The following is a 20,241-nucleotide window of genomic DNA, read 5'->3' on the forward strand; positions in this document are numbered from 1 at the left end:
CTTAAAGCATGGAATTTACGGGGACATTCTGAAGGAGTATTATTTCATTCTGATCGTGGAACACAATGTACTTCTGATGAATTCCGACAATGACTCGATAGCATAAATTTTTCGCAATCACTTTCAAATACTGCTTGTCCATATGATAAACGTCCTCATAGTGCTAATAATGGACTTTTTCCTCATGAGAAAGAAGCAGAATTTTGGACAAAAAATTAACTAATTTTAGTTTTTTATGTCCACTTTATTGACTATTATCCACCGGGCGTTTGTCTTCGTCATTGCAGACATCAAATACAGCGTCAAGAATTTCTTGCGTCGGCAAATCACCGCCAGCCATTAACGGGTAAATATTCACGTGTCCGGGCTGTGTTTCCGGAGGGCCGATAACAGCAACGTCAATAATATTTTGATGAGCTGACCTCGCGTAAAATTCATATGCACCCGTCGGGCCTGCAACAGAAAAACTTTCGGGCGCAATTTGTATACGTTCTCTAAAATTTTCGTCTGACTCTGTGTCGCTTCCGCCGTAAGATTCATCAATATTTTCTACTTTCATTTCATACGGGAACACATCAACGAGCCTGCGAATCTGTCCTGCAAGAAAATAATTTCCTTGAGTGCCTGACTCTGTGCATTCTGCTGTAACTGTAATTTTCTGTTCGCCTGCTGGAATTTCTACCGTTTCAGTTGTCGCAAATAAAATATTTCCGCTGTATTCAGGTGATACCCTTGTGCCTTCAGGAATTATTACGGCCTCGTCTTGAATATCTGACAACGTGAATTTTAGCGCGGTCATAGCCTTTGATGCTTCAAGCCGTGTAACTCCGATCAACGCTCCTATATGATCGATCGAGATAATCGCCGTCTGCATAAGCTAACAAATTTTGTTTTGCCACGTAATCTATCATACATAACCGACTATCATGAATTATATACCAAGCTGCTTATTATGTGTGTAAATTTTATTTCGTTGAACCATCCTAAAGCATGACCTAATATAATAAATATTACTGTAGTCCCCTAAATGAATCAATATAAATGTCCCTGAAGCCCTTATGACTCGTTGAAATAAACTTCTTCGGAATTATGTATAATATATTATGTGAAGAGAATAGAACAAATATCGGACAAAAAATTTCAGAGACTTTTCGGTGTCGAACGTAATACTTTTTTATTATGCTTGATAAATTAAATCAACAATTTATAGAAAACCATAAAAATGGAAGACGTCAGCCTAAGATTAATACATTGAATAATTTATGCATATTCTTAACTTATTATCGCAATTACCGTACTATGGAAGATATTGCAAACGAATATGAAATATCCGTAAGTACAACATATGACATAATAAAACTTGTAGAAAAAACTTTGTGCTCATGTAAAGAATTTAAGCAGAGCGAACTACCATTATCAGAACATACATGTGTAATAGCAGATATAAGGTTATCAGGGTATCAGAAAGATTCATAAAATAGTCTTCATCCAATAAAACGCAGAAAAAAAGTTCTACTCACTGATAATCAGAAAGCATATAATCGCTTAAGATTTGTCATAGAGCGAGTAAATGGCATTCTTAAACGCTTTAGGATATTATCATCAAAATATAGAAGCTCAACTCAAAATTTTATAATTACATTCTCTTTGATATGTGGGTTATATATGTCATGCATAAAATTTACTTTCCGAAAGTGTTCAAATCATTTGTCAAGCCCTCCAGCAGAAACATTTTTACTTCTCTACACAATCACATATTAGGGAAAAACTCCCCTGTTATGACTCAGGAGAGCTGTTATTTTTTTGCTTAGTGTGATAAATAAGACTTCCCAAAAAATAAAATGCCGTTACTGCCAAACAAGTAAGAGCGAAAAATGGAGCTGTCTTAAGTGTCATAAAATTTTCAGGCCAGCACACATAAAAATTTATGCAGAAAATTATAATTCCGTAAAGCACATAAAAAATTTTTGAACGCTTGATATTTAAATAAATTCCTGCTGCTATAACAAGACTCGATATTATCAAGAATAACGGCAGCATCTCAGGTGTAAATACATTTTTCAGCCACCATGAATTTTTCAGGACAAAATATCTATACATCCCCATTTTCATGCCTGAATAGTATTCAAGAGCGCATAAAACAGGCATCCCTATTACAGCACAAAGAAGTGAAAGCACAGAAAAAATTAATCCCATGACGTTATTTAAATCTCGGTTTCTGATCGCCGGTTAAAAACGGATTTGCAGGATCGCTCGACCATTCGTACCAGCCTCCGTCATAAATCCATATAGTCGGCCAGCCAAGCACATAGAAATCAAATGATATTTCCGCAGCTCTCCAGCCTGTACCGCAATATGTTGCGATTTCATTTCCGCGCCTAATGCCCCATTCGTTCCAAAGTGCTGTGATTTCATCGCCGTTTCTCATTGTTCCGTCGATATTCTCAAAATCTGATACGCCCGCTGAGCCTTCGTGTCCGCAATGTCCCCATACGTCTCCGGAAATTCTGCCCTTCAAGTCCCAGCCTGCATAACCGGAAACCTCGCCGATCTGTTCTTCCCATGTCCTAATACTTACGAGTCTGCCGTTGGGATTCTCTAAAAGTTTTTTAGCTTCCGGCAAGTCAAGAATCAATTCACGATTAAGCGGGACTTCTGCTCCGAAATCTTTTACAGGTTCTTTCGGGGTTGACTCTGTTGTAACGGGAAGACCTGCCCTTTTCCACGCGTTAAAGCCTCCATCAAGAAGTCTGACATCCTGAACTCCGCAATACATCATTATCCATGCAATTCGAGCAGCTGCCATATTTTGAGTCGTGCTGTAAAGTACTACAAGTGTATCTTTTGTGATTCCGTTAGCTTCAAGAACTTTTTTCAACTGTGAATCTGAAAGACGATTCCAAATAGGCCCCTCCTCAAATTCATCGGTGTTAATGTGAATAGTTCCTGGAATATGGCCGTTTGCGTAAGAGGTTTTCTCTTCTCCCCAGCTTGCCTCAAAAACTTTAAACGGTCTTCCATCGTAATTATCAACTTTTCCGCCCGACATTAACGAATTAAGCCACTCCGGATATACATATAATTCATAGCGGGGGTAGCTCTCCATCGGAATTAACTCATCAGCCGTCCACACTTCAGCAGGAACAGAGAATAACAAAACTTTTTTTGCGCCTGCATTCGTAAGAGCCTTCTCAAGCCGTGCGATTTCTTCATCATTAGGACTCCCATAAAGAATTATAGTTTTACCCTTTAAATCACCTTTTCTAGCGACTATTTCTGCGAGTCTTGAATCATCAGCAAGTTTCAGCCACGATATTGGAAAATCTGACGCGCCTTTAACGTGTCCGCCTCTGACTGCTCCGTCAATTTTCCAGCCCTGATAAGCTGCTTCAGACCGTAAATCCAGGAATAAAACATCAGACTTTCCGATATTTGCCTTAAATTCGTCGAGTGAGCTGATATTTTCAATTCCAAATGCAGGGAAGAGCGAGAGACAAGAAAAAATTATTACTGCCGAAAAGTAAATAACGCTATGTTTCATAAATTTTTGCATAATGAACATCTCCTTATTTGTATAAGATAAAATTTAGTGAATATTATCAAAGGATTACAAGAAATAATATAATTATTTTAGCTATTAGAATGAAAATTTTTTCTGCATTGTATCACACGTGCTAGAATTTAATCATAATCTCACGAGCGAAAGAAGGAATATTTTATCATCATGCGGAATCTTAATCAGGACATGCACGAAATAATTAATAATGCAATAAAAGCCGTCTTACCTGAGTCAGCCGTCAAAGAAGCACTACAACGCAAAGACTTTCAAGCAAGACTCAACAAAGGCCGCTTAATAGTCGCGTCAATCGGCAAAGCAGCGTGGAGAATGGCAAAGGCTGCAAGTGATATTTTGGGCGCAAAAATTTCCGGTGCAGTAATAACTAAATACGATCACTCAATGGGCGATATTCCAGGACTCGAAATTTTCGAAGCAGGACACCCCGTTTTAGACGAGAACACTTTATCAGGCACAAGGGCATTACTCGAACACGTGAAAAATTTGACCCCTGATGATACAGTTTTATTTCTTGTCAGCGGCGGGGGTTCGGCACTCTTTGAACTTCCTGCAGAGGGCGTGACACTTTCCGACATGAAGGACGTAACGAGTCAATTACTCGCTTGCGGGGCTGATATTGTCGAGATGAACACCATACGAAAACATTTATCAAGCGTCAAAGGCGGAAGATTTGCGAAATTGTGCGAGCCAGCTAAAATTTTTATGGTCGTCTTGTCTGATGTGTTAGGCGATAGACTCGATAGTATTGCGTCGGGTCCTGCTTGGCCGGATGAGTCTACGAGTGATGAAGCACTTGCAATCGTGAAAAAATATGATTTGCACCTCAAGCCCGAATTAATAAAAATTTTGTCGCACGAGACCCCCAAAAAATTAGAAAATGTTACAGCAATAATAACCGGAAGTGTTACAGCTTTATGTGAGGCAGCAAGCAATATCGCAAAGTCAAAAGGTTATACGCCTTTAGTACTTACTACTACTATGACATGTGAAGCGCGCGAGGCAGGTTCATTAATGGCAGCAATCGCACGGGAAATAAAAACGTCAGGCCGTCCCGTAAAAGCTCCTTGCGCGATAATTGCAGGCGGTGAAACAGTTGTTCATTTGACCGGCAAAGGCATGGGAGGACGTAATCAAGAATTTGCGTTATCAGCAGCTCAGGGCATATCAGGACTCGACAACGTAGTAATTGCTTCGTTAGGTTCAGACGGCACAGACGGCCCAACAGACGCAGCCGGGGGAATCGTCGACGGTCAAACAGAGTCAAAGCTCAAAGCCGCAAAAATTTCTATCAGCGAGACCCTGAAAAATAACGACGCTTATAACGCACTCAAAGCCGCCGACGCACTATTAATGACCGGCCCGACAGGAACTAATGTAAATGACGCAGCTATTTTGTTAGTGAGCGATTAAGAATTTCTGCTTGCCATTGCTGCACCGATTAAACCGGCTCTATAACCAAGTGTGCAAGTTACGATTTTTGCGGCAGTAGGCTTTAATCCCTCGTAGATTTCCGACATAACTTTTTCGCGGAGGGGTACTAACAATTTTTCGCCCTGATTTGCTATTCCTCCGCTTAAGCTGATTATTTCGGGATTCATTCCGTTGATTAAATTCGCAAGTCCGCATGCAAGATATGAAATATATTCGTCAATAACTTTTTTTGCGATCTCACAATTTTTTTCTGCTGCATCGAATACAGTTCGTCCGCTGATTGTGCCTTCAAGTCCGGCAGTGTGAGCTAAAATACTTTCGGGATTATGTTTTATTGCTTCAGTCGTTGAGATAATTAAACCCGTTGCAGATGAATATGACTCCCAGCAGCCTTTACGACCACATTTGCAGGGTCTGCCGTTTTTGTGAATTACCATATGGCCAAATTCAGAGCCGCGAAAAATTTTATCGTTGATTACGATTCCGACTCCGACTCCTGTTCCGAGAGTTATAATTATCACTTTTTTTGCACCTTTTGCGCTTCCTGCGACGACTTCACCGAGTGCTGCTGCGTCTGCGTCGTTCTCAAGAGTTACAGGAATCCCCAGCGCCTTACTCATTTTTTGTGCTAAGTGAAAATCTTTCCAGCCTAAATTATTATTGTAAATGACGCTTCCTGTTGAATAATCAATCATTCCGGGCGTACCGATTCCAGCAGATTTTATTTGCGAGGGCTTGAGCTGTGAGTCATCGATTAATTTTTTCACAGTATTTATAATATCCTGTAAAACTGTATCCTGCGGTCTATCTGCTCCGGTTGGGATTGAAGACTCTTTTATGATTTTGCCGTCGTCGTTAATTATTCCTGCTTTAATGTTTGTGCCGCCGACATCGACTCCGATATAATACGCCATTGTTAAAGACTCCTTTGCGAAAAAATTTTACGTGAAATAATTATAACTGTTTCGCGTGAATACTTGTGAAAAAATTTCGTCCATAAAAAAATTTTTTTCTTTGTGAATAATTGCGATTTCTATTGTGAGATTAACTTTTTGTAGTTGCAAATGTAGTTGTAAAATATTTTTCCTGAATGAATGATTTACACAGGAAAATTATATCACTGTATAATAATTTTATCTTGCAAATTTACAGAATGGGAGAAATTTTTTATGCGGCGAAAAATTTTTATAGCTTCACTCTTAATTTTGGCCGGGCTGCTTTCGTGGTATCTTGCGCCAATTCCTGAACACGAGAAAAACGGTTTTGCAATGAATACTATTATACGCATTATGATTCGTTCTCGTGATGATAACGCATTAAATGACGCTTATAATTTGCTGGCTAGACTCGATAAAGCACTATCAATGTACAACAAAGAGTCAGAAATTTCGCGTATAAATTCATTTGCGGGCAGTGAAAAATTTTCTGCGTCCCCTGAAGTAATCGAGGCCGTGAAAGATTCCCGCAGAGTTTATGACCTGACAGACGGAATATTTAACCCGTTAATAGGAGCTGTAACGCGCTTATGGAAGATTAACGAGGCTGATAAAATTTTGCCCTCACAAGAAAGTCTTGACGCTGCTATAAAGTTGAGTGCGATAAATAATTTAGAGATCGGCGAAGATTATATTTATTTGCGTGAAAATGGCTGCGTTATTGATTTAGGAGGAATTGCGAAGGGTTATGCGAGTAAAAAAATTGCTGATTTCCTCAAGAGTCGAGGTGTTGAGTCAGGAATTATAGATTTAGGCGGAAATATTTACGCGATAGGACTCAAAGAAAATAACGAGTCATGGAATATCGGAATTAGAGACCCTCTCGAACCTTCCGGGAGTCCTGCTGTTGTTCTTGCAGTGAGTGATACTTCTGTTATAACGTCCGGAAATTATGAGCGTTACAAAATTGTTGACGGCAAAAGATTCTCGCACTTCTTTGACCCTAAGACGGGAGAGTCAATTCAGAGCGATTTATTATCAGTTACGATTATTTCGCCGGATGGGAGTCTTGCTGACGGATTAGCAACGGCCTTCATGATAGCAGGTAGTGAACGCGCAATAAAATTATCGCAAAAAATTTCGTCAATGCCGGGGATAATATTAATTCGCCAAAATTCTAACGGTGCACCCGAAATTTTAGCAAGCAGCAATCTCAAAGACTCCATCAAGCGCACAAAATATCCGGTGAAAATGTTCTGATGTTTTTCCGCCGCCGAGCGGGGTGGGTGGGTGGGAGCGAGGCGGCGACGGCGTTAAACTCTTTTATACAGCTGAAATTTTAAGCCCGACTCATATTCATTCCCGTACGAAATATTTTGATTCGAACTCGGAAATATTCCCCTGCAAATATATGGCTCTGCTGCTAAGAAAGATTTTCCCAGTGAATTTAATTCGAGCTTAAATCTGAATCTCGCAATCTCTCCCGACTCAATCACATATGGTGCTAAAGTGTTTGTGTCGAAATCATGAAAATTTTTCGCGCTGTAAAACTCTTCATCAATCGACATAGACGCCCACGGAAATAACCCCGGCAGACTCAAAACTTGCGGGACATCCGGACTCGTTTCAAACGGCCATTGATAGACTCCTCCGTCGGGACCCGGTATGCAGATTCGTAAATTTCCGCGTGATGACGGCTGATTAATCCATTCGTCAAGCTCTAAGAAAATTTCACGTCCTGTGCTGATTAATTCAATTAAAGCCTTATCGAGTGCAAGACGCGCTAAATATGGACTCGTGCAAGTTAAATTTGCGATTCGTCGTGCTGCCTCGTCGTTGTATTCGTTCTCGTAGGGGATAATTATTTCCCATTTACGGCCGGCAATTTCTAAATTTTCTGTGCTGACTGACTCCCAAAAAATTTTATTTCGTTCGTGTTCATAGACCATTATTACGACCGGCAAAGAATGTTGCAGCCAATAAGCAGCAATTTCTGTATCGCCTCGAATTATGTAACCTCTTGCTGATTTGTCGGCCTCTTCTGATGTACAGACTCGCAGACCCACGACTCTGGGATTCTCGCCTGTTATTTCGAGATGAGCATTTAAACCCGTTGAGCCTTCACGCTGAGTCCTGAAAATTAAATTTTTCATTGAAGCCGTTAATCTGTCTGCCGTATATAGTCCTAATCTTTTAATCTCGTTCAGCTTTCAACACCCCTTTGTATGCAATTATAATATATATTTATCGCGCATTTTCTGAAGTTCGCTTAATTCCTGTAAATCTTCGCTTGCTGCCTGACCCCGCGACAATTTTAATTTTATCTCGTTTAATCTGAGTGCGACTCTTTTGCGGTTGAGTTCATTATAAATTTTATTCCATTTTTCTGAAATTTCGCCGTTAATCTGCCTGCAAAACTCTTCGCCGCGTGCAATAAAATTTGTCTTCTCAAATTCACCCAGTGAGAGCCATAATGCTTCAAGTTCTTCGGGGCTGTTACTTAATATTGATAGTGCGATTTCCTGAGCTGACTCGCTGCGAAAAATTTTAAATATTGTTTCGGGCTTAATATTGACTCTGCATTCTGAATTTCGCATTAATAGCGCACATAAACCGGCCTCTAACAGTTCATCATTGTTATAAATCTGCGTGTTTATTATTTGCTTAGGAGTGGAAATTTTTTCGCGCTGTTCCGGAAGTCTTGAAGCACGTAATTTTTTCTCAAGTTCCCCCGGCGGAATAAATGTAACTTCACTGATAGGGCCTCGATACTGCATAATTTCGTCGAGTTCTAGTCTTGAGAGTCCGTCAAATAATTCTTTCATGGCAGATTTGCGAGTCGCTGAATTATTTAATGCGGGTCTAAGCGAGTCTATGTGCTGAATAATTAAGGGCTTTGCGTCGTTAATTGCCTGCTCGAAATTTTCGGGGGGATTTGCTGATAAAAACTCGTCCGGATCTTTGCTTGACTCCGGTAAATTTATAATTCTCACGTCGAGTCCGTTTTCCTGCAAAATGTACATGCCTCGTAACGCTGCATTTTCTCCGGCCTTGTCGCTGTCGTAGCAGATATAGCACCTGTCAGCAAAACGCTTGATTAATTCTGCCTGCTCGCTTGTTAGTGAAGTTCCGAGTGAAGCAACAGACTCATGAAAGCCGCATTTATGAAGTCTTACTGCGTCCATGTAGCCTTCAACTAAGATTGCACGCCCTTTTTCGCGGATTGATTTTCTTGCGGTGTCTAGGAGGTATAAATTTTTTCGTTTGCTGTAGATTTCGTTTTCCGGCGAGTTAATATATTTCACTCCTTCGCCGTCAATAATTCTGCCCCCGAAAGCTATAATACGGCCTGAAATATCTTTGACGGGAAAAATTAATCTGCCTCTGAACCTGTCATAGATTCCGTTTTTGTTTGGGAGTGCCAGCCCGGAGTCAATCATCATTTTTTCGCTGATACCTGATTTCTTGAGATAATTAACGAGCGAGTCCCAAGAATTTAAGCTATAACCCAGAGAAAAAATATTTATGTCGTTCTCTGTTAAATTTCTGCGTTTCATGTAGGCTCTTGCTGTAGTGCCTTGATTATTTACGAGATTATTTGCGAAAAATTTTGCTGCTAACTGCATAACGTCGTATAAATCGCGAGTCTTTGCTGCCTTGTAGGAGTCTAATTTTATGCCTGCTCTAGCTGCGAGAAATTCTAAGGCCTCATTATAGTTCAAGCCTTCAGTCTTCATTATGAACGTGAAAATATTTCCGCCCTCATGACATCCGAAACAATAATAGCTTTGAGTGTCCGGCCAAACGTGAAATGACGGAGTTTTTTCGCCGTGAAATGGACACAAGCCCATAAAGCCACGACCGCTTTTACGTAAATTGACTCTTTCGCCAATTAAGTCAACGATGTCAATAGAGTCTCTAATTTGGTTGTATAAATCGCTGTTATTCACAAAAATTTTTCACTCTCTTACTCGCAAATATTTTAACGTATATTATAATAGTCAAGTAAATTGAAATGAATCCCGCAAATATGCAGTTAATTTATCGCGCGAATACGTTCGTTCCGCCCACCCGCCCGCCCGGATTGAATGAGCAGCGCGAACACGCAAAAGTTTATCGCGAAATATTAAGTTATTACTCATAAAAAAATTTCACACTTTCACGCCTTCAAAATTGCCTAATCGCCTATATAATATTACATGATAAAAAATTTTTTACGGGAGATTGTAATAAATTATGAAGCACAAAATTAAATTTTTCATGATTGCGCTGATTTTATTATTATTTGTGTCTGACTCATATGCTGATGAAGTTCAAGACCTGCTAAATTTTTACGTCAAGAAATTTAAACCTGAGCAGGCATTATTAGTTATTTCCGACAAACCCGACTCAAGCGGTGCATTTAGTGATTTATATATGGATCTCAAAGGAGTCAATATCGATAAATTACGTCTTGCAAATCTCACATTCAGAATGAAGGGCGTACAATTTAATGCTCCGTCAAACTGGAAAAAAGGCGATGTCGTGTGTAAAAGCGCGATTCAAGTTTTAGCGATCGGGACAATTTTAGAGAGCGATATAAACAGGTCAATCGAGAATAAAACTTTTGGCAAGGACGACCACTGGCACGACGTATCACTGAAAATAAATCCTTCAGGTTTGAGCGGGGCAGGCTATTATGCGGCAAAAGCAGCTTTCATGAATCTTGATATATTAATCAACATCAACAGCGGCCTAAAAATTGTAAAGGGTAAAGAGTTATGGCTCAATAATCCATTAGTGAAAGTAAATAAATTAGATCTGCCTGATTATATAACGAAAAAGGCATTATCACGCATTCAGCCGTTAGTGAATCTGAATAAATTTCCGCTGCCTCTAACTCTTCACAAAGTCGAATTACGCAAGGGGAGCGCGGTACTTTCAACGAGGACTCTTCCGAAACCTTTAGAGGGCGGAATTAAATACACCTACAAACGCTAAATCATGACAAGTTTAGACAAGAAACGTTATTTCTGGGTAATATTTTCTGCGTTACTTCAAGGCTTACTGCTTGGAATTTATGTATTTGTTCCTTCAGGGCCGTTAAAGTGTATGCCGCTGACTGTTATATTTCTAGTACCGTTTGTGTTCTGGCTCTCACAAGAACATTGGGGAAGGCGTTTATTTGAGCTCCTAGGGTGGCTGACTCTTGCATTAATTGTGTTATGGCTTTATAGACTCTGGTCAATTTATTCGCCGGGGGTAGGATTTTATTATTTGCCGTCGCAGATAAGTGATTTAATTCGCGTGAGTATGGCTGTCTTCTTGCTGATTCCATTTTTTCAATGCAGGATAGCTTCATGGAGCTGGAAAATTTCATATTCTGAGATATTCTTTCAACTTTGCAGAAATTTATTTTTGTTATTTCAGGCGGCGATTGTAATTGCGGTCTTCTGGGGATTGCTTGTAACTGCGGGATTATTATTTGACATTGTCGGGCTTGATGTAGTGCCGTCGTTGATATTCAATCCTGCTACAGTTGTATTATTATCGTGCGTGATTATTGCGATTTCCATATCAGTAGCGATAAAGCATCCGGGAATTGACTCTCTTGGACGGTGGATATTATCTGTTCTTGCGTGGCTGCTTCCGTTTTTCTCGATTTTGTCGGGAGCTTTTCTTTTGTGTCTGCCATATTACGGCCTAAAAACTTTATGGAGCACCGGCCAAGCAAGTACGTTGATGTTATTATTGCAGTTCGGGACGATAATTCTTGCAAATGCATGCTGGCTCGACGGGACTAGATCCGCATTCAGAACAAAATCTATTGACATTCTTGCGCAAATTTCGTTATTGTGCCTGCCGATTTATATGATTCTTTGCTTATATTCGGTTGGACTCAGAGTCGCTCAATACGGACTATCAACGGACAGAATACAAGCATTTTTTCTCGCGCTTATTACGGGCATAGTAGGGCTTGGCTATGCTGGTGCGGTATTATTTCGCAAATGGCCGGACTCAATCGGACGAGTAAATATCGTATCTGTAATTATAATGACGCTGATAATAATTTTAATGAACTCGCCGTTATTAGACCCGTACAGACTCGCAGCATATAATCAAGCTGATAGATTGCATTCCGGACAAATTAAACCTGAAGACTTTGACTATATTTATACACGCTTTAATCTCGGCCGTTACGGGAATAAAGTTTTATCGCGCCTATCAGAAGACGAATCGCCCGAAATAAAATCCCGTGTCAATGCTGCGATGTCGTTAGATCCTGCCGAATATTTAAAATATGTGCGAATTGGAGTCCCTCCTGTATCGATAAGGCGTGAAATTATTTCGGGAGCAAAAGTTTATCCCGACGGCGCAAAACTTTCGGAGCAGCAAATAAATTTACTCGTCGAAAAATGGCCGCTTGAAGGTTCTGCAGGAAAAAACGATATTGCATTTGTCTTCATTAGCGTAGTCAAGGGCGGAAATAATTTAATTTTATTCACGGAAAATAGCGGGATTATTTACGATCTTGATTTAAATCGTGTCGGGACAATTGCGGGAAAATTTAATTTGTCAGCTCTTGCAGGCATTAAAGCAGTTGAGTCTAACTTGTTGGATATTGACTTAAACGGGAATTTGTACCAGATAAATAAATAGAGTAACAAAAATTTTTCCCCTGACTCATTCAAAGCCGGGGGATTTATTATTTCTTAACGCGTGAACATGTCCGGCCATAAAGGCATCCAAGCCCTTGATTGAATCATTCCTGCATCGAGATATAATCCCAGCATTGACCGCCCCGGATAACCTGACGACGATAACTCAACAGGCAACGGAATCTGAATTTGCATATGACTTCTTTGCACAGGAAGCTCTATTGCATTTCTCAGTGAATAAATAGTTTTTCCGCCGGTAAAAGCACTCGCACGAGTCAGACTCAATGAAGGAATCTCTCGCGCATAAATATCAAGCTCTAAACCGTTCATCATGCAAAATTTTAAAAGCGTCATCATATCGTCCATTGTGAACGAAATCGAGGAGTCTACTATTACATTTGTTAGCGTAGACTTATGAAGCAGCCAGAATGACGGAATAACTGAACTAATATCGCTGCCCCTTCTGACTTGAGCCGGACGAAGGTTTATCGGAAGAATTTGCCCGCGCGGTATTGCACCGTGAATAAATAAAGCGTCAAAATTTCCCGGTCTCTGCCACATTACATTACAGCGCATACTTCGATTATTCCAGACGGCATGTGCTACGGTTCTAGTGTTATTTGCGTAACTCATGAAAGGCGACATAAAAGTTGCGTCAATTATAAAACTTTCGCGGTTTTCTGTGTTCGTTGCCATGACGGGATTATAAATGCTCAAATATCCGGGTACGTCGTCGCGCGAAGGAATCATTAAAGATTTATACAACATTGACGCGCCAATATCCAAGCAAATAATATCTCCGTAGGGCGAGTGAAAGAATGACCAAATATTATTTAGTCCGGAATATAACGCGCTTGAATTTCTGTTTGCGTAACTTCTTGTGCCGAAATCTATAACAAAATCGTAAATTTCTCCGTTCTCATTGAGTATAAATAATTCTCCCAGCGATGACCATATTAAATCTCTCGGAAGTTGTACACTGTTAATCGTAAAAAATTCCCGGCTCATAATGTTGAGTATATAAATTCTTGAGTTAGCTCTATCTGCAATTGCAAGCCAATCCGCGTAACGTTCAATAGCTACAGGTTCAAATAATAAATCTCCGGACATTTCCGGCGGAAACCATCGCATTATCGGATCAAATCTCTGCATCTCGTAAAAAGTTATGCAGCGTTCTACAGGGTCAGCCAGCGCAAATTGATTCGCCGAAATTAATTCAGCGTCAGTAACTGCTGTTGATTCTGTCTGACTCGTAAAATCTGCCGCCGCGCTCTCGTTCAAATTTGCAATGTGATAAATATCGCCGTTAGCTGTAAAAATTAAAAATGTCCCGTCCCCCATCGGAAAAGCTGTAACCGGCTGAGGGACTCTAACGCGCTTAAAATCGTTTTCTCCCGTGAAAGCGTTTAAGACTCCTGCGTGTGATCCCTGATGAATAAAAATTTCATCGCCGAAAGTGTCAGGAATACACACAGTCCCACCGAGAGATTTAATTTTTCCCATGCCCTTAATGCTGAACGGACGCACCCAGCCTGTATTCCATTCAGTTTGGACGGTTGATTGTGCAGACTTCCAATTAACTGGAATAGGAGCAGTACCCAGCACAGTGCGCAAAGCTCCATCAAGTTCCGTAAAATTTCGCCCGATTCTTGGTGCAGACTCATCGAGCGGCCTTACCTCTATATAACTTCTAAGCGAGGACATTGAGCCGTCAATATCACCCATTCTGTTAAGATTTAACGCACTAAGCATGTAATAATCGACCATGTAAGTATTCTCGTTTATAGCGTGGTCAAGATAAACTTGTGCTTCTCGGTAATCACGCCTCATAAAATGCACATAAGCGTTGTTAAAATATCTTTCTGCCTCGTCCAAATCAGCGCGGGGGACTTCAGCAGCGTATACGGGAAATGCAAATAAAATCGTCAGCAATATAAAAATTTTTCTCATGAAAATATTTTCTCCTCGTCTGAATTAATAATTATATTATAGTCGTGAATGCATTTATAATTTTACGGATTCAAAAAATTTAATGTGCATAAAAAATTTATATTTTGTGTGAGGGGGAACCCCCAAAAGCCCGTTCCCCCTTGCCCCCCTCCCCGCCCATGAGTCGCGCAAATTAAGTGTATCGGCTTCAATGCAATTAATTTATCGCGCGAATATCGTTCGTTCTTCCCACCCACCCACCCGGACTCAAGGGGTAGCGCGAATGTGCAAAAGTTTTTACAGCTAATTAATAATAATTCATAAAATTTTCACAATCGTAATTATTATATAGTGTCAGAAAGGCGGTCTTATAAGTGAATATTAACGCACTATTAAAGAATGCTGGAAATACAAACCTTCAGCAGGTATCACGCAATAATCTGCAAAAAACTTCACAGCAGCAAGCCCCGCAAACAAAACAAGAACAGCAGGACGAGTACATCCACGAAGAAATCACGCAGACAAAAGCAAACGCAGTAATTTATGATGAGTCAGGCAAGCCGCAAAATTCAATCGTTGAATCAGTCGAACCGGAAGAAGATTCTGAGTCCGTCAGCTTTAACCCCTACACTTTTGACGCAGAAAACAAACCGGAAAAAGAAGACTCAGAGTCAAATATGACCGTTCGAGCAAATGACTCGCAAAAATCAGCACAGCCAGCCGGAGCACCCATTACAGAGTCAGAATCTACAAGCAATGACGACGAATCCAGCGACGAAGAGTCAGAACTCGAAAAATTAGAGCTTGAACGCGCCAAAATCCGCCAGAATCTCAACACAGAACAGGACGACTCAAAAAAGGAATCTTTACGCGTTGAGTTACGTTCAATTGAGAGTCAAATCACACAGCTTAAAGCCGAGTTAAGCAAGTAAAAATTTTATGACCTCTCGTTATTACAGCGGGAGGGCTTTTTTTTGCTATAATCTTTCACAAAATCAGCAATCAAAGAGGGGAATTTATAATCAATTATGCATAAGCCAATAAATTTAAGTGTCTACGCAGGACATATAATTAATGCGTTATCTCACGGGATTTTGCTGACTTCTAAGGCAAATGACAAAGTCAACACTATGGCTATAGGCTGGGGGACTCTCGGCGTAAATTGGACAAAACCTATTTTCGCCGCATATGTGCGTGAAGGCCGTTACACAAGAAGTCTATTAGACAGCAACCCGGAATTTACAATTAATTTGCCGCTCGATAATGATAAATTCGACAAAAAAATTATCGGTTTCTGCGGGTCTCGTTCGGGGAGGGATCTCGATAAAATTGCGCTTGCGGGTCTGACTCTTACTGACAGCGAAAAAATTTCTGTTCCCGGAATATTGCAATTTCCTTTGACTCTCGAATGCAAAATTTTATACAGACAGATTCAAGACTTGCCGCTATTGAACGATGAAAATTTACGGTCTTCACTTTATCCGCAGAATATTGACGGCTCAGCAGTCGGCGCAAATCGTGATGTCCATATCAGCTATTACGGCGAAATCGTCGCAAGTTACATTATTGAATAACAGGAGGAATTATTGATCATGCGAAAAATTTTTATCAGTGCTTTATTTGTTGCGTTATTAGCGGCTTGTGCATTTGCGGACGGAGAAATTATCAAGCTCCCTGACCCAGTCAAAAACGGCGGAATGACTTTAACGGAAGCTATTACTCTTAGACATTCGACAAGAGAATTTGCAGACGTTGATATTTCTTTGCAGGATCTATCTAATTTATTATACGTTACAGCAGGAGTGAACCGCCCCGACAAACACAGAGTCTACCCCGTAGCAATGGGCATTCAAGACACATTTGTTTACGTCTTCAACCGTGAAGGAGTCTATAAATATGACGCATTAAATCATTCGCTCGAACTAATAACTAAAGGCGATCACAGACAAGACACAGGAATGCAAAAATTTGTCGGCCAAGCAGCAGTTAATCTCGCATATGTCAACGATATAAATTTATGGTCAGGCAGCAAAGCCCCGAAAGAATTAATTTCACGCTGGGTATATGCTCATGCAGGTGCAGCAATGCAGAACGCTTATTTATTTGCGGCTTCTCAAGGGTGGAACGCAGTTGTAAGAGGCTCATTTGACGCAAAGAAACTCTCTGAACTCCTCAAGCTCAAAGACGGACAAAATATTTTATTGATTCAATCAATAGGGCCGAGACCGTAATAAATCATGAAAGCGTTAATACTTAATTCCGGGCTTGGCTCTCGTATGGGAGCTTTGACAAGTGAACAGCCTAAATGCTTAACGGAAATCAAACCGGGCGAAACAATTTTATCACGTCAATTAAAGCAGCTTTCAGAACTAGGAATCACCGAAATAATTATTACTACTGGTTATTGTGAAGGAGTCTTGATGAACTATTGCAGGACTCTTGATTTACCCGTAAATATTAAATTCGTGAACAATCCCGACTATCGAGACACAAATTATATTTACAGCATTTATCTTGCGCGGGAATTTCTGAAGGACGACGATTTATTATTTATTCACGGTGATTTAGTCTTTGAGAATGAAGCACTAGACAAAATTTTAAACGAGTTCCGTTCGGTTATGGCCGTGTCGTCAAGCGTCCCATTGCCGGAAAAAGATTTTAAGGCCGTTATTGATTCTGAGAATAAAATTTTACGCGTCGGAGTCGAATTTTTTAATCAGGCTTTAACGGCTCAACCATTATATAAGCTGAATAAATCTGACTGGCTCTTATGGCTTGCGAAAATTGAGTCTTACTGCGAGTCAAATAATAGAAAATGTTACGCAGAGAAAGCCCTAAACGATTTAGACGGCAAATGCAATATTTACGCGTGCGACCTGAGAAATTTATTATGCTCGGAGATTGATACGCCGGAAGATCTTGCGGTTGTAAGCTCACGACTCAAGCAAATAGAATCAAGAACGGTTTATATAGGTTTCTCGACAGATATTATTCATGCCGGACACATCGCAATAATAAAGAAGGCTCGCAGGCTGGGAAAATTGATTATCGGCATTCTATCAGATGAGGCAGTAGCAAGTTTTAAGAGATTCCCTCTTGTTACTTATCAGGATAGGCGCGCAATGTTTGAAAATCTTTCGGGCGTTTATAAAGTCGTCGAGCAAAAAACTCTTTCTTACCGTGAAAATCTTGAACGTTATAAACCTGATATTTTTGTTCATGGCGATGACTGGCAGACAGGCTTTCAGAAACCTATACGTGACGAGGTTGTGAGCATTCTTGCAAGTTACGGAGGGCGGCTCGTTGAATTCCCATACTCGAAAGATGACAGGTTCAGAGAAATAGAAAATCGCGCGCGTTCAGATTTAGCAATGCCTGATATAAGACGCGGACGTTTGCGCAGGGAATTGGCGATAAAAAATTTTGTTACAGCTATGGAAGCTCATGACGGTTTAACGGGTTTGATAGTCGAGAACACTGTAATTTATCAGGACGGCCAGCCAAGACAGTTTGACGCTATGTGGGTCAGCTCGTTATGCGACAGTACAGCAAAAGGAAAACCCGATATTGAACTCGTTGACATGACAAGCAGATTTAGAACTATTGAAGACATTGTAGAAGTTACGACAAAGCCCATTATTTTTGACGGCGACACAGGCGGAAGACCTGAACACTTTATTTATACAGTTAGGACTCTTGAGCGTCTCGGCGTTTCCATGATAATAATCGAGGACAAGACAGGACTCAAGAAAAATAGTCTATTCGGCAATGAAGTAGTACAGACTCAAGACACAATCGAAAATTTTTCGGCCAAGATTCGAGCAGGCAAGAAAGCTCAGAAGACTAAAGAATTTATGATTTGTGCAAGAATCGAGAGTCTTATACTTGAACGCGGACTCGATGACGCTTTGACTCGGGCGTTTTCGTTCGTTGAGGCCGGAGCAGACGCAATTATGATTCACTCACGCAGCAAAGACCCAGCAGAAATTTTTGCATTTCTTGAACGTTTCAGAGAGCATAACAAATCTACACCCGTTGTGCTTGTTCCTACCAGCTATAACACAGTAACGGAAGAAGAATTTAAGGCACGGGGAGCAAATATAATAATTTATGCAAATCACCTCATGCGCGCAGCAGTCCCGGCAGTTACTCAAGCAGCAGAGACAATTTTACGCGCTCACAGATCGCAGGAATGCGACAAATTTTTGATGCCGTTCAGGGACATTATTAGACTCATCCCTGCCCCTGAATAATATAAAGGAGGTATTAATTTCACCATGTGCGGCAAAATGGGAAAAGATGTAGACCTTCAAGAGCGAGTCAGACTCAAGAAGGCCGATCGGGAGGAGCTTTACTCGTTAGAGCCTCCTTTCCCGAAAACTAATTTTTTGATGGAGCTTTCTAACGTGTGTAATCATGCGTGTATATTCTGTGCTCATCAGAAAATGCGCCGGAAAGTTTCAAAGATGGACAAGGCAAAAGGTTTTGATATTTTGCGTCAGGCCTATGAGCTTGGGACTCGTGAAGTTGGATTTTACGCGACGGGCGAACCGTTTTTAGTTCCTGAGTTACCCGAATTTATCGCTAAAGCAAAAGAAATCGGCTACACTTATGTATATTTGACTTCTAACGGCTCACTTGCGACTCCTGAAAAGATTCGTGCAGTTATTGACGCAGGACTCGACAGCATAAAATTTTCAATCAATGCCCCGCAAAAAAAATTATACAAATTCATTCACGGCCGAGACGATTTTGACACAGTCATGAATAATTTGCGCTACCTGAATCAATACAGGCAGGAGACCGGCAGGAACTACAAAATTTATGTAACCGGAATCTTGACGCGCTTCACTGAAAATTTGCGGGAAAAATATTTTGAAGTCTTCAAAGGTTTAGCGGATCAAATAGTGTTTAAGTACGTCTACAATCAGGGCGGTTATATGCCTGAAATTGATGATTATTTGCGCTGTGATTGCGACGACGAAGTAAAACGCCGTTGTAATCTCCCCTTTGACGCAATTTCTGTAACTCAAGAGGGATATTTATCGATTGAGAATGCTGACTATGAGAACATGTTAATTGTTGCGGATTTGAACAAAGTCTCGCTTAAAGACGGCTGGTACGGCGAAAAAATGAAGGATATGCGCCGAAGATTCATGCAAAACGATTTAGGCGGGACTCTCTGCGACGGCTGCGTCAATCACGAAAAACGCCCTGCACGCGCTTTAATGCCGGAATGTTCGAATGTTGAAGGCGATTACATTTTTGATGACTCACAAGTGCGCGAGAGAATCAAGAATTCAGATTTAACCGTTTATGTTCCTATGTCAGCTGATATAATTCATCCGGGACATATAAACATTTTGAAGACTGCCGCGCGTTATGGCCGAGTCATTGTAGGTTTATTCAGCGACGAAGCAATTTCATCGTACAAGCCTAAACCCTATATGACTTATGATCAGCGAAAAATTGTACTCGAAAGCATTAAATATGTTGATGAGATTGTCCCGCAAAAAACTAAGGACTATGACGAGAATATAAGAAATCTCAAGCCCGATTTTATGGTACACGGCAAAGACTGGCGCGAGGGGCCTTTATCGGACGTAAGAGCAAAGGCAATCGCTGCAATGTCAGAATGGGGCGGCCAAGTCATAGAACCTGATTACACAAAGGGCGTTTCTTCGAGCATGATACGCGCGCAGATACGTTAGCAAAAATTTTTTAACGAGGT

At 40.7% G+C, this 20,241-nt stretch carries 17 protein-coding genes and 1 pseudogene; 11 read left to right on the forward strand and 7 right to left on the reverse strand.

Going from position 1 to position 20,241, the window contains the following annotated elements:
* Positions 1–244 precede the first annotated feature (244 nt).
* Positions 245–835, reverse strand: a complete 591-nt coding sequence (locus tag IJT21_00690) for a baseplate J/gp47 family protein (GenBank protein ID MBQ7576763.1) — start codon at positions 833–835, stop codon at positions 245–247.
* 344 nt (positions 836–1,179) lie between these two features.
* Between IJT21_00690 and IJT21_00695 the strand changes: the two genes are divergently transcribed.
* Positions 1,180–1,476, forward strand: a complete 297-nt coding sequence (locus tag IJT21_00695) for a transposase family protein (protein MBQ7576764.1) — start codon at positions 1,180–1,182, stop codon at positions 1,474–1,476.
* A gap of 300 nt (positions 1,477–1,776) precedes the next feature.
* Here the strand turns inward: IJT21_00695 and IJT21_00700 are convergent, their stop codons facing one another.
* Both IJT21_00700 and IJT21_00705 read right to left on the reverse strand, forming a co-directional pair.
* Entirely contained in the window at positions 1,777–2,196 is a 420-nt protein-coding gene (locus IJT21_00700; GenBank protein MBQ7576765.1) for a hypothetical protein, read from the reverse strand.
* A gap of 4 nt (positions 2,197–2,200) precedes the next feature.
* The gene (locus IJT21_00705) at positions 2,201–3,553 is read right to left on the reverse strand and encodes a hypothetical protein (GenBank protein MBQ7576766.1); all 1,353 of its coding nucleotides are present in this window, start codon (positions 3,551–3,553) and stop codon (positions 2,201–2,203) included.
* A 171-nt stretch (positions 3,554–3,724) separates the two neighbouring features.
* Here IJT21_00705 and IJT21_00710 point away from each other — a divergent pair, with 171 nt between their 5' ends.
* Positions 3,725–4,987 carry a glycerate kinase gene (locus IJT21_00710; GenBank protein ID MBQ7576767.1) on the forward strand — a complete coding sequence of 421 codons (1,263 nt, stop codon included), beginning with the start codon at positions 3,725–3,727 and terminating at the stop codon, positions 4,985–4,987.
* Here the strand turns inward: IJT21_00710 and IJT21_00715 are convergent.
* Positions 4,984–5,922, reverse strand: coding sequence for an ROK family protein (locus IJT21_00715; GenBank protein ID MBQ7576768.1), 939 nt, complete (start codon positions 5,920–5,922; stop codon positions 4,984–4,986). The two genes, IJT21_00710 and IJT21_00715, sit on opposite strands and share 4 nt — an antisense overlap.
* 255 nt (positions 5,923–6,177) lie before the next feature.
* Here IJT21_00715 and IJT21_00720 point away from each other — a divergent pair, with 255 nt between their 5' ends.
* Positions 6,178–7,203 (forward strand): FAD:protein FMN transferase, encoded by a 1,026-nt coding sequence (locus IJT21_00720; GenBank protein ID MBQ7576769.1) that lies wholly within the window; start codon positions 6,178–6,180, stop codon positions 7,201–7,203.
* A gap of 53 nt (positions 7,204–7,256) precedes the next feature.
* On the opposite strand, the gene IJT21_00725 is transcribed toward IJT21_00720, so the two are convergent.
* Both IJT21_00725 and IJT21_00730 read right to left on the reverse strand, forming a co-directional pair.
* Positions 7,257–8,096 (reverse strand): DUF4365 domain-containing protein, encoded by an 840-nt coding sequence (locus IJT21_00725; protein ID MBQ7576770.1) that lies wholly within the window; start codon positions 8,094–8,096, stop codon positions 7,257–7,259.
* Positions 8,097–8,174: 78 nt separating this feature from the next.
* Positions 8,175–9,893 carry a DNA primase gene (locus tag IJT21_00730; protein MBQ7576771.1) on the reverse strand — a complete coding sequence of 573 codons (1,719 nt, stop codon included), beginning with the start codon at positions 9,891–9,893 and terminating at the stop codon, positions 8,175–8,177.
* 286 nt (positions 9,894–10,179) lie between these two features.
* Between IJT21_00730 and IJT21_00735 the strand changes: the two genes are divergently transcribed.
* Together IJT21_00735 and IJT21_00740 are read left to right on the forward strand one after the other, a co-directional pair.
* Positions 10,180–10,923, forward strand: coding sequence for a DUF2993 domain-containing protein (locus IJT21_00735; protein ID MBQ7576772.1), 744 nt, complete (start codon positions 10,180–10,182; stop codon positions 10,921–10,923).
* A gap of 3 nt (positions 10,924–10,926) precedes the next feature.
* Positions 10,927–12,582: a DUF4153 domain-containing protein gene (locus tag IJT21_00740; protein ID MBQ7576773.1), complete on the forward strand. Its 1,656-nt coding sequence runs from the start codon at positions 10,927–10,929 to the stop codon at positions 12,580–12,582.
* 53 nt (positions 12,583–12,635) lie between these two features.
* Here IJT21_00740 and IJT21_00745 read toward each other — a convergent pair whose 3' ends face one another.
* A complete protein-coding gene (locus IJT21_00745; protein MBQ7576774.1) occupies positions 12,636–14,531 on the reverse strand; it encodes a hypothetical protein in 1,896 nt (631 codons plus the stop codon).
* Positions 14,532–14,884: 353 nt separating this feature from the next.
* On the opposite strand from IJT21_00745, the gene IJT21_00750 reads away from it, so the two are divergent.
* The 6 genes and pseudogenes from IJT21_00750 to IJT21_00775 all read left to right on the forward strand — a co-directional run bounded on the left by IJT21_00750 (position 14,885) and on the right by IJT21_00775 (position 20,221).
* A complete protein-coding gene (locus IJT21_00750; GenBank protein ID MBQ7576775.1) occupies positions 14,885–15,442 on the forward strand; it encodes a hypothetical protein in 558 nt (185 codons plus the stop codon).
* A 96-nt stretch (positions 15,443–15,538) separates the two neighbouring features.
* Positions 15,539–16,084, forward strand: coding sequence for a flavin reductase (locus IJT21_00755; protein ID MBQ7576776.1), 546 nt, complete (start codon positions 15,539–15,541; stop codon positions 16,082–16,084).
* Between the two features lie 18 nt (positions 16,085–16,102).
* Positions 16,103–16,741, forward strand: coding sequence for a SagB/ThcOx family dehydrogenase (locus IJT21_00760; protein ID MBQ7576777.1), 639 nt, complete (start codon positions 16,103–16,105; stop codon positions 16,739–16,741).
* Between the two features lie 6 nt (positions 16,742–16,747).
* Positions 16,748–17,461: pseudogene (locus IJT21_00765) on the forward strand (phosphocholine cytidylyltransferase family protein).
* Positions 17,459–18,763, forward strand: coding sequence for a phosphoenolpyruvate mutase (gene aepX, locus IJT21_00770; protein ID MBQ7576778.1), 1,305 nt, complete (start codon positions 17,459–17,461; stop codon positions 18,761–18,763). The pseudogene IJT21_00765 and the gene aepX overlap by 3 nt, the downstream one beginning before the upstream one ends.
* 24 nt (positions 18,764–18,787) lie before the next feature.
* A complete protein-coding gene (locus tag IJT21_00775) occupies positions 18,788–20,221 on the forward strand; it encodes a radical SAM protein (GenBank protein ID MBQ7576779.1) in 1,434 nt (477 codons plus the stop codon).
* Positions 20,222–20,241 lie beyond the last annotated feature (20 nt).

The organism is Synergistaceae bacterium (assembly GCA_017443945.1).
Lineage (GTDB): Bacteria > Synergistota > Synergistia > Synergistales > Aminobacteriaceae > JAFUXM01.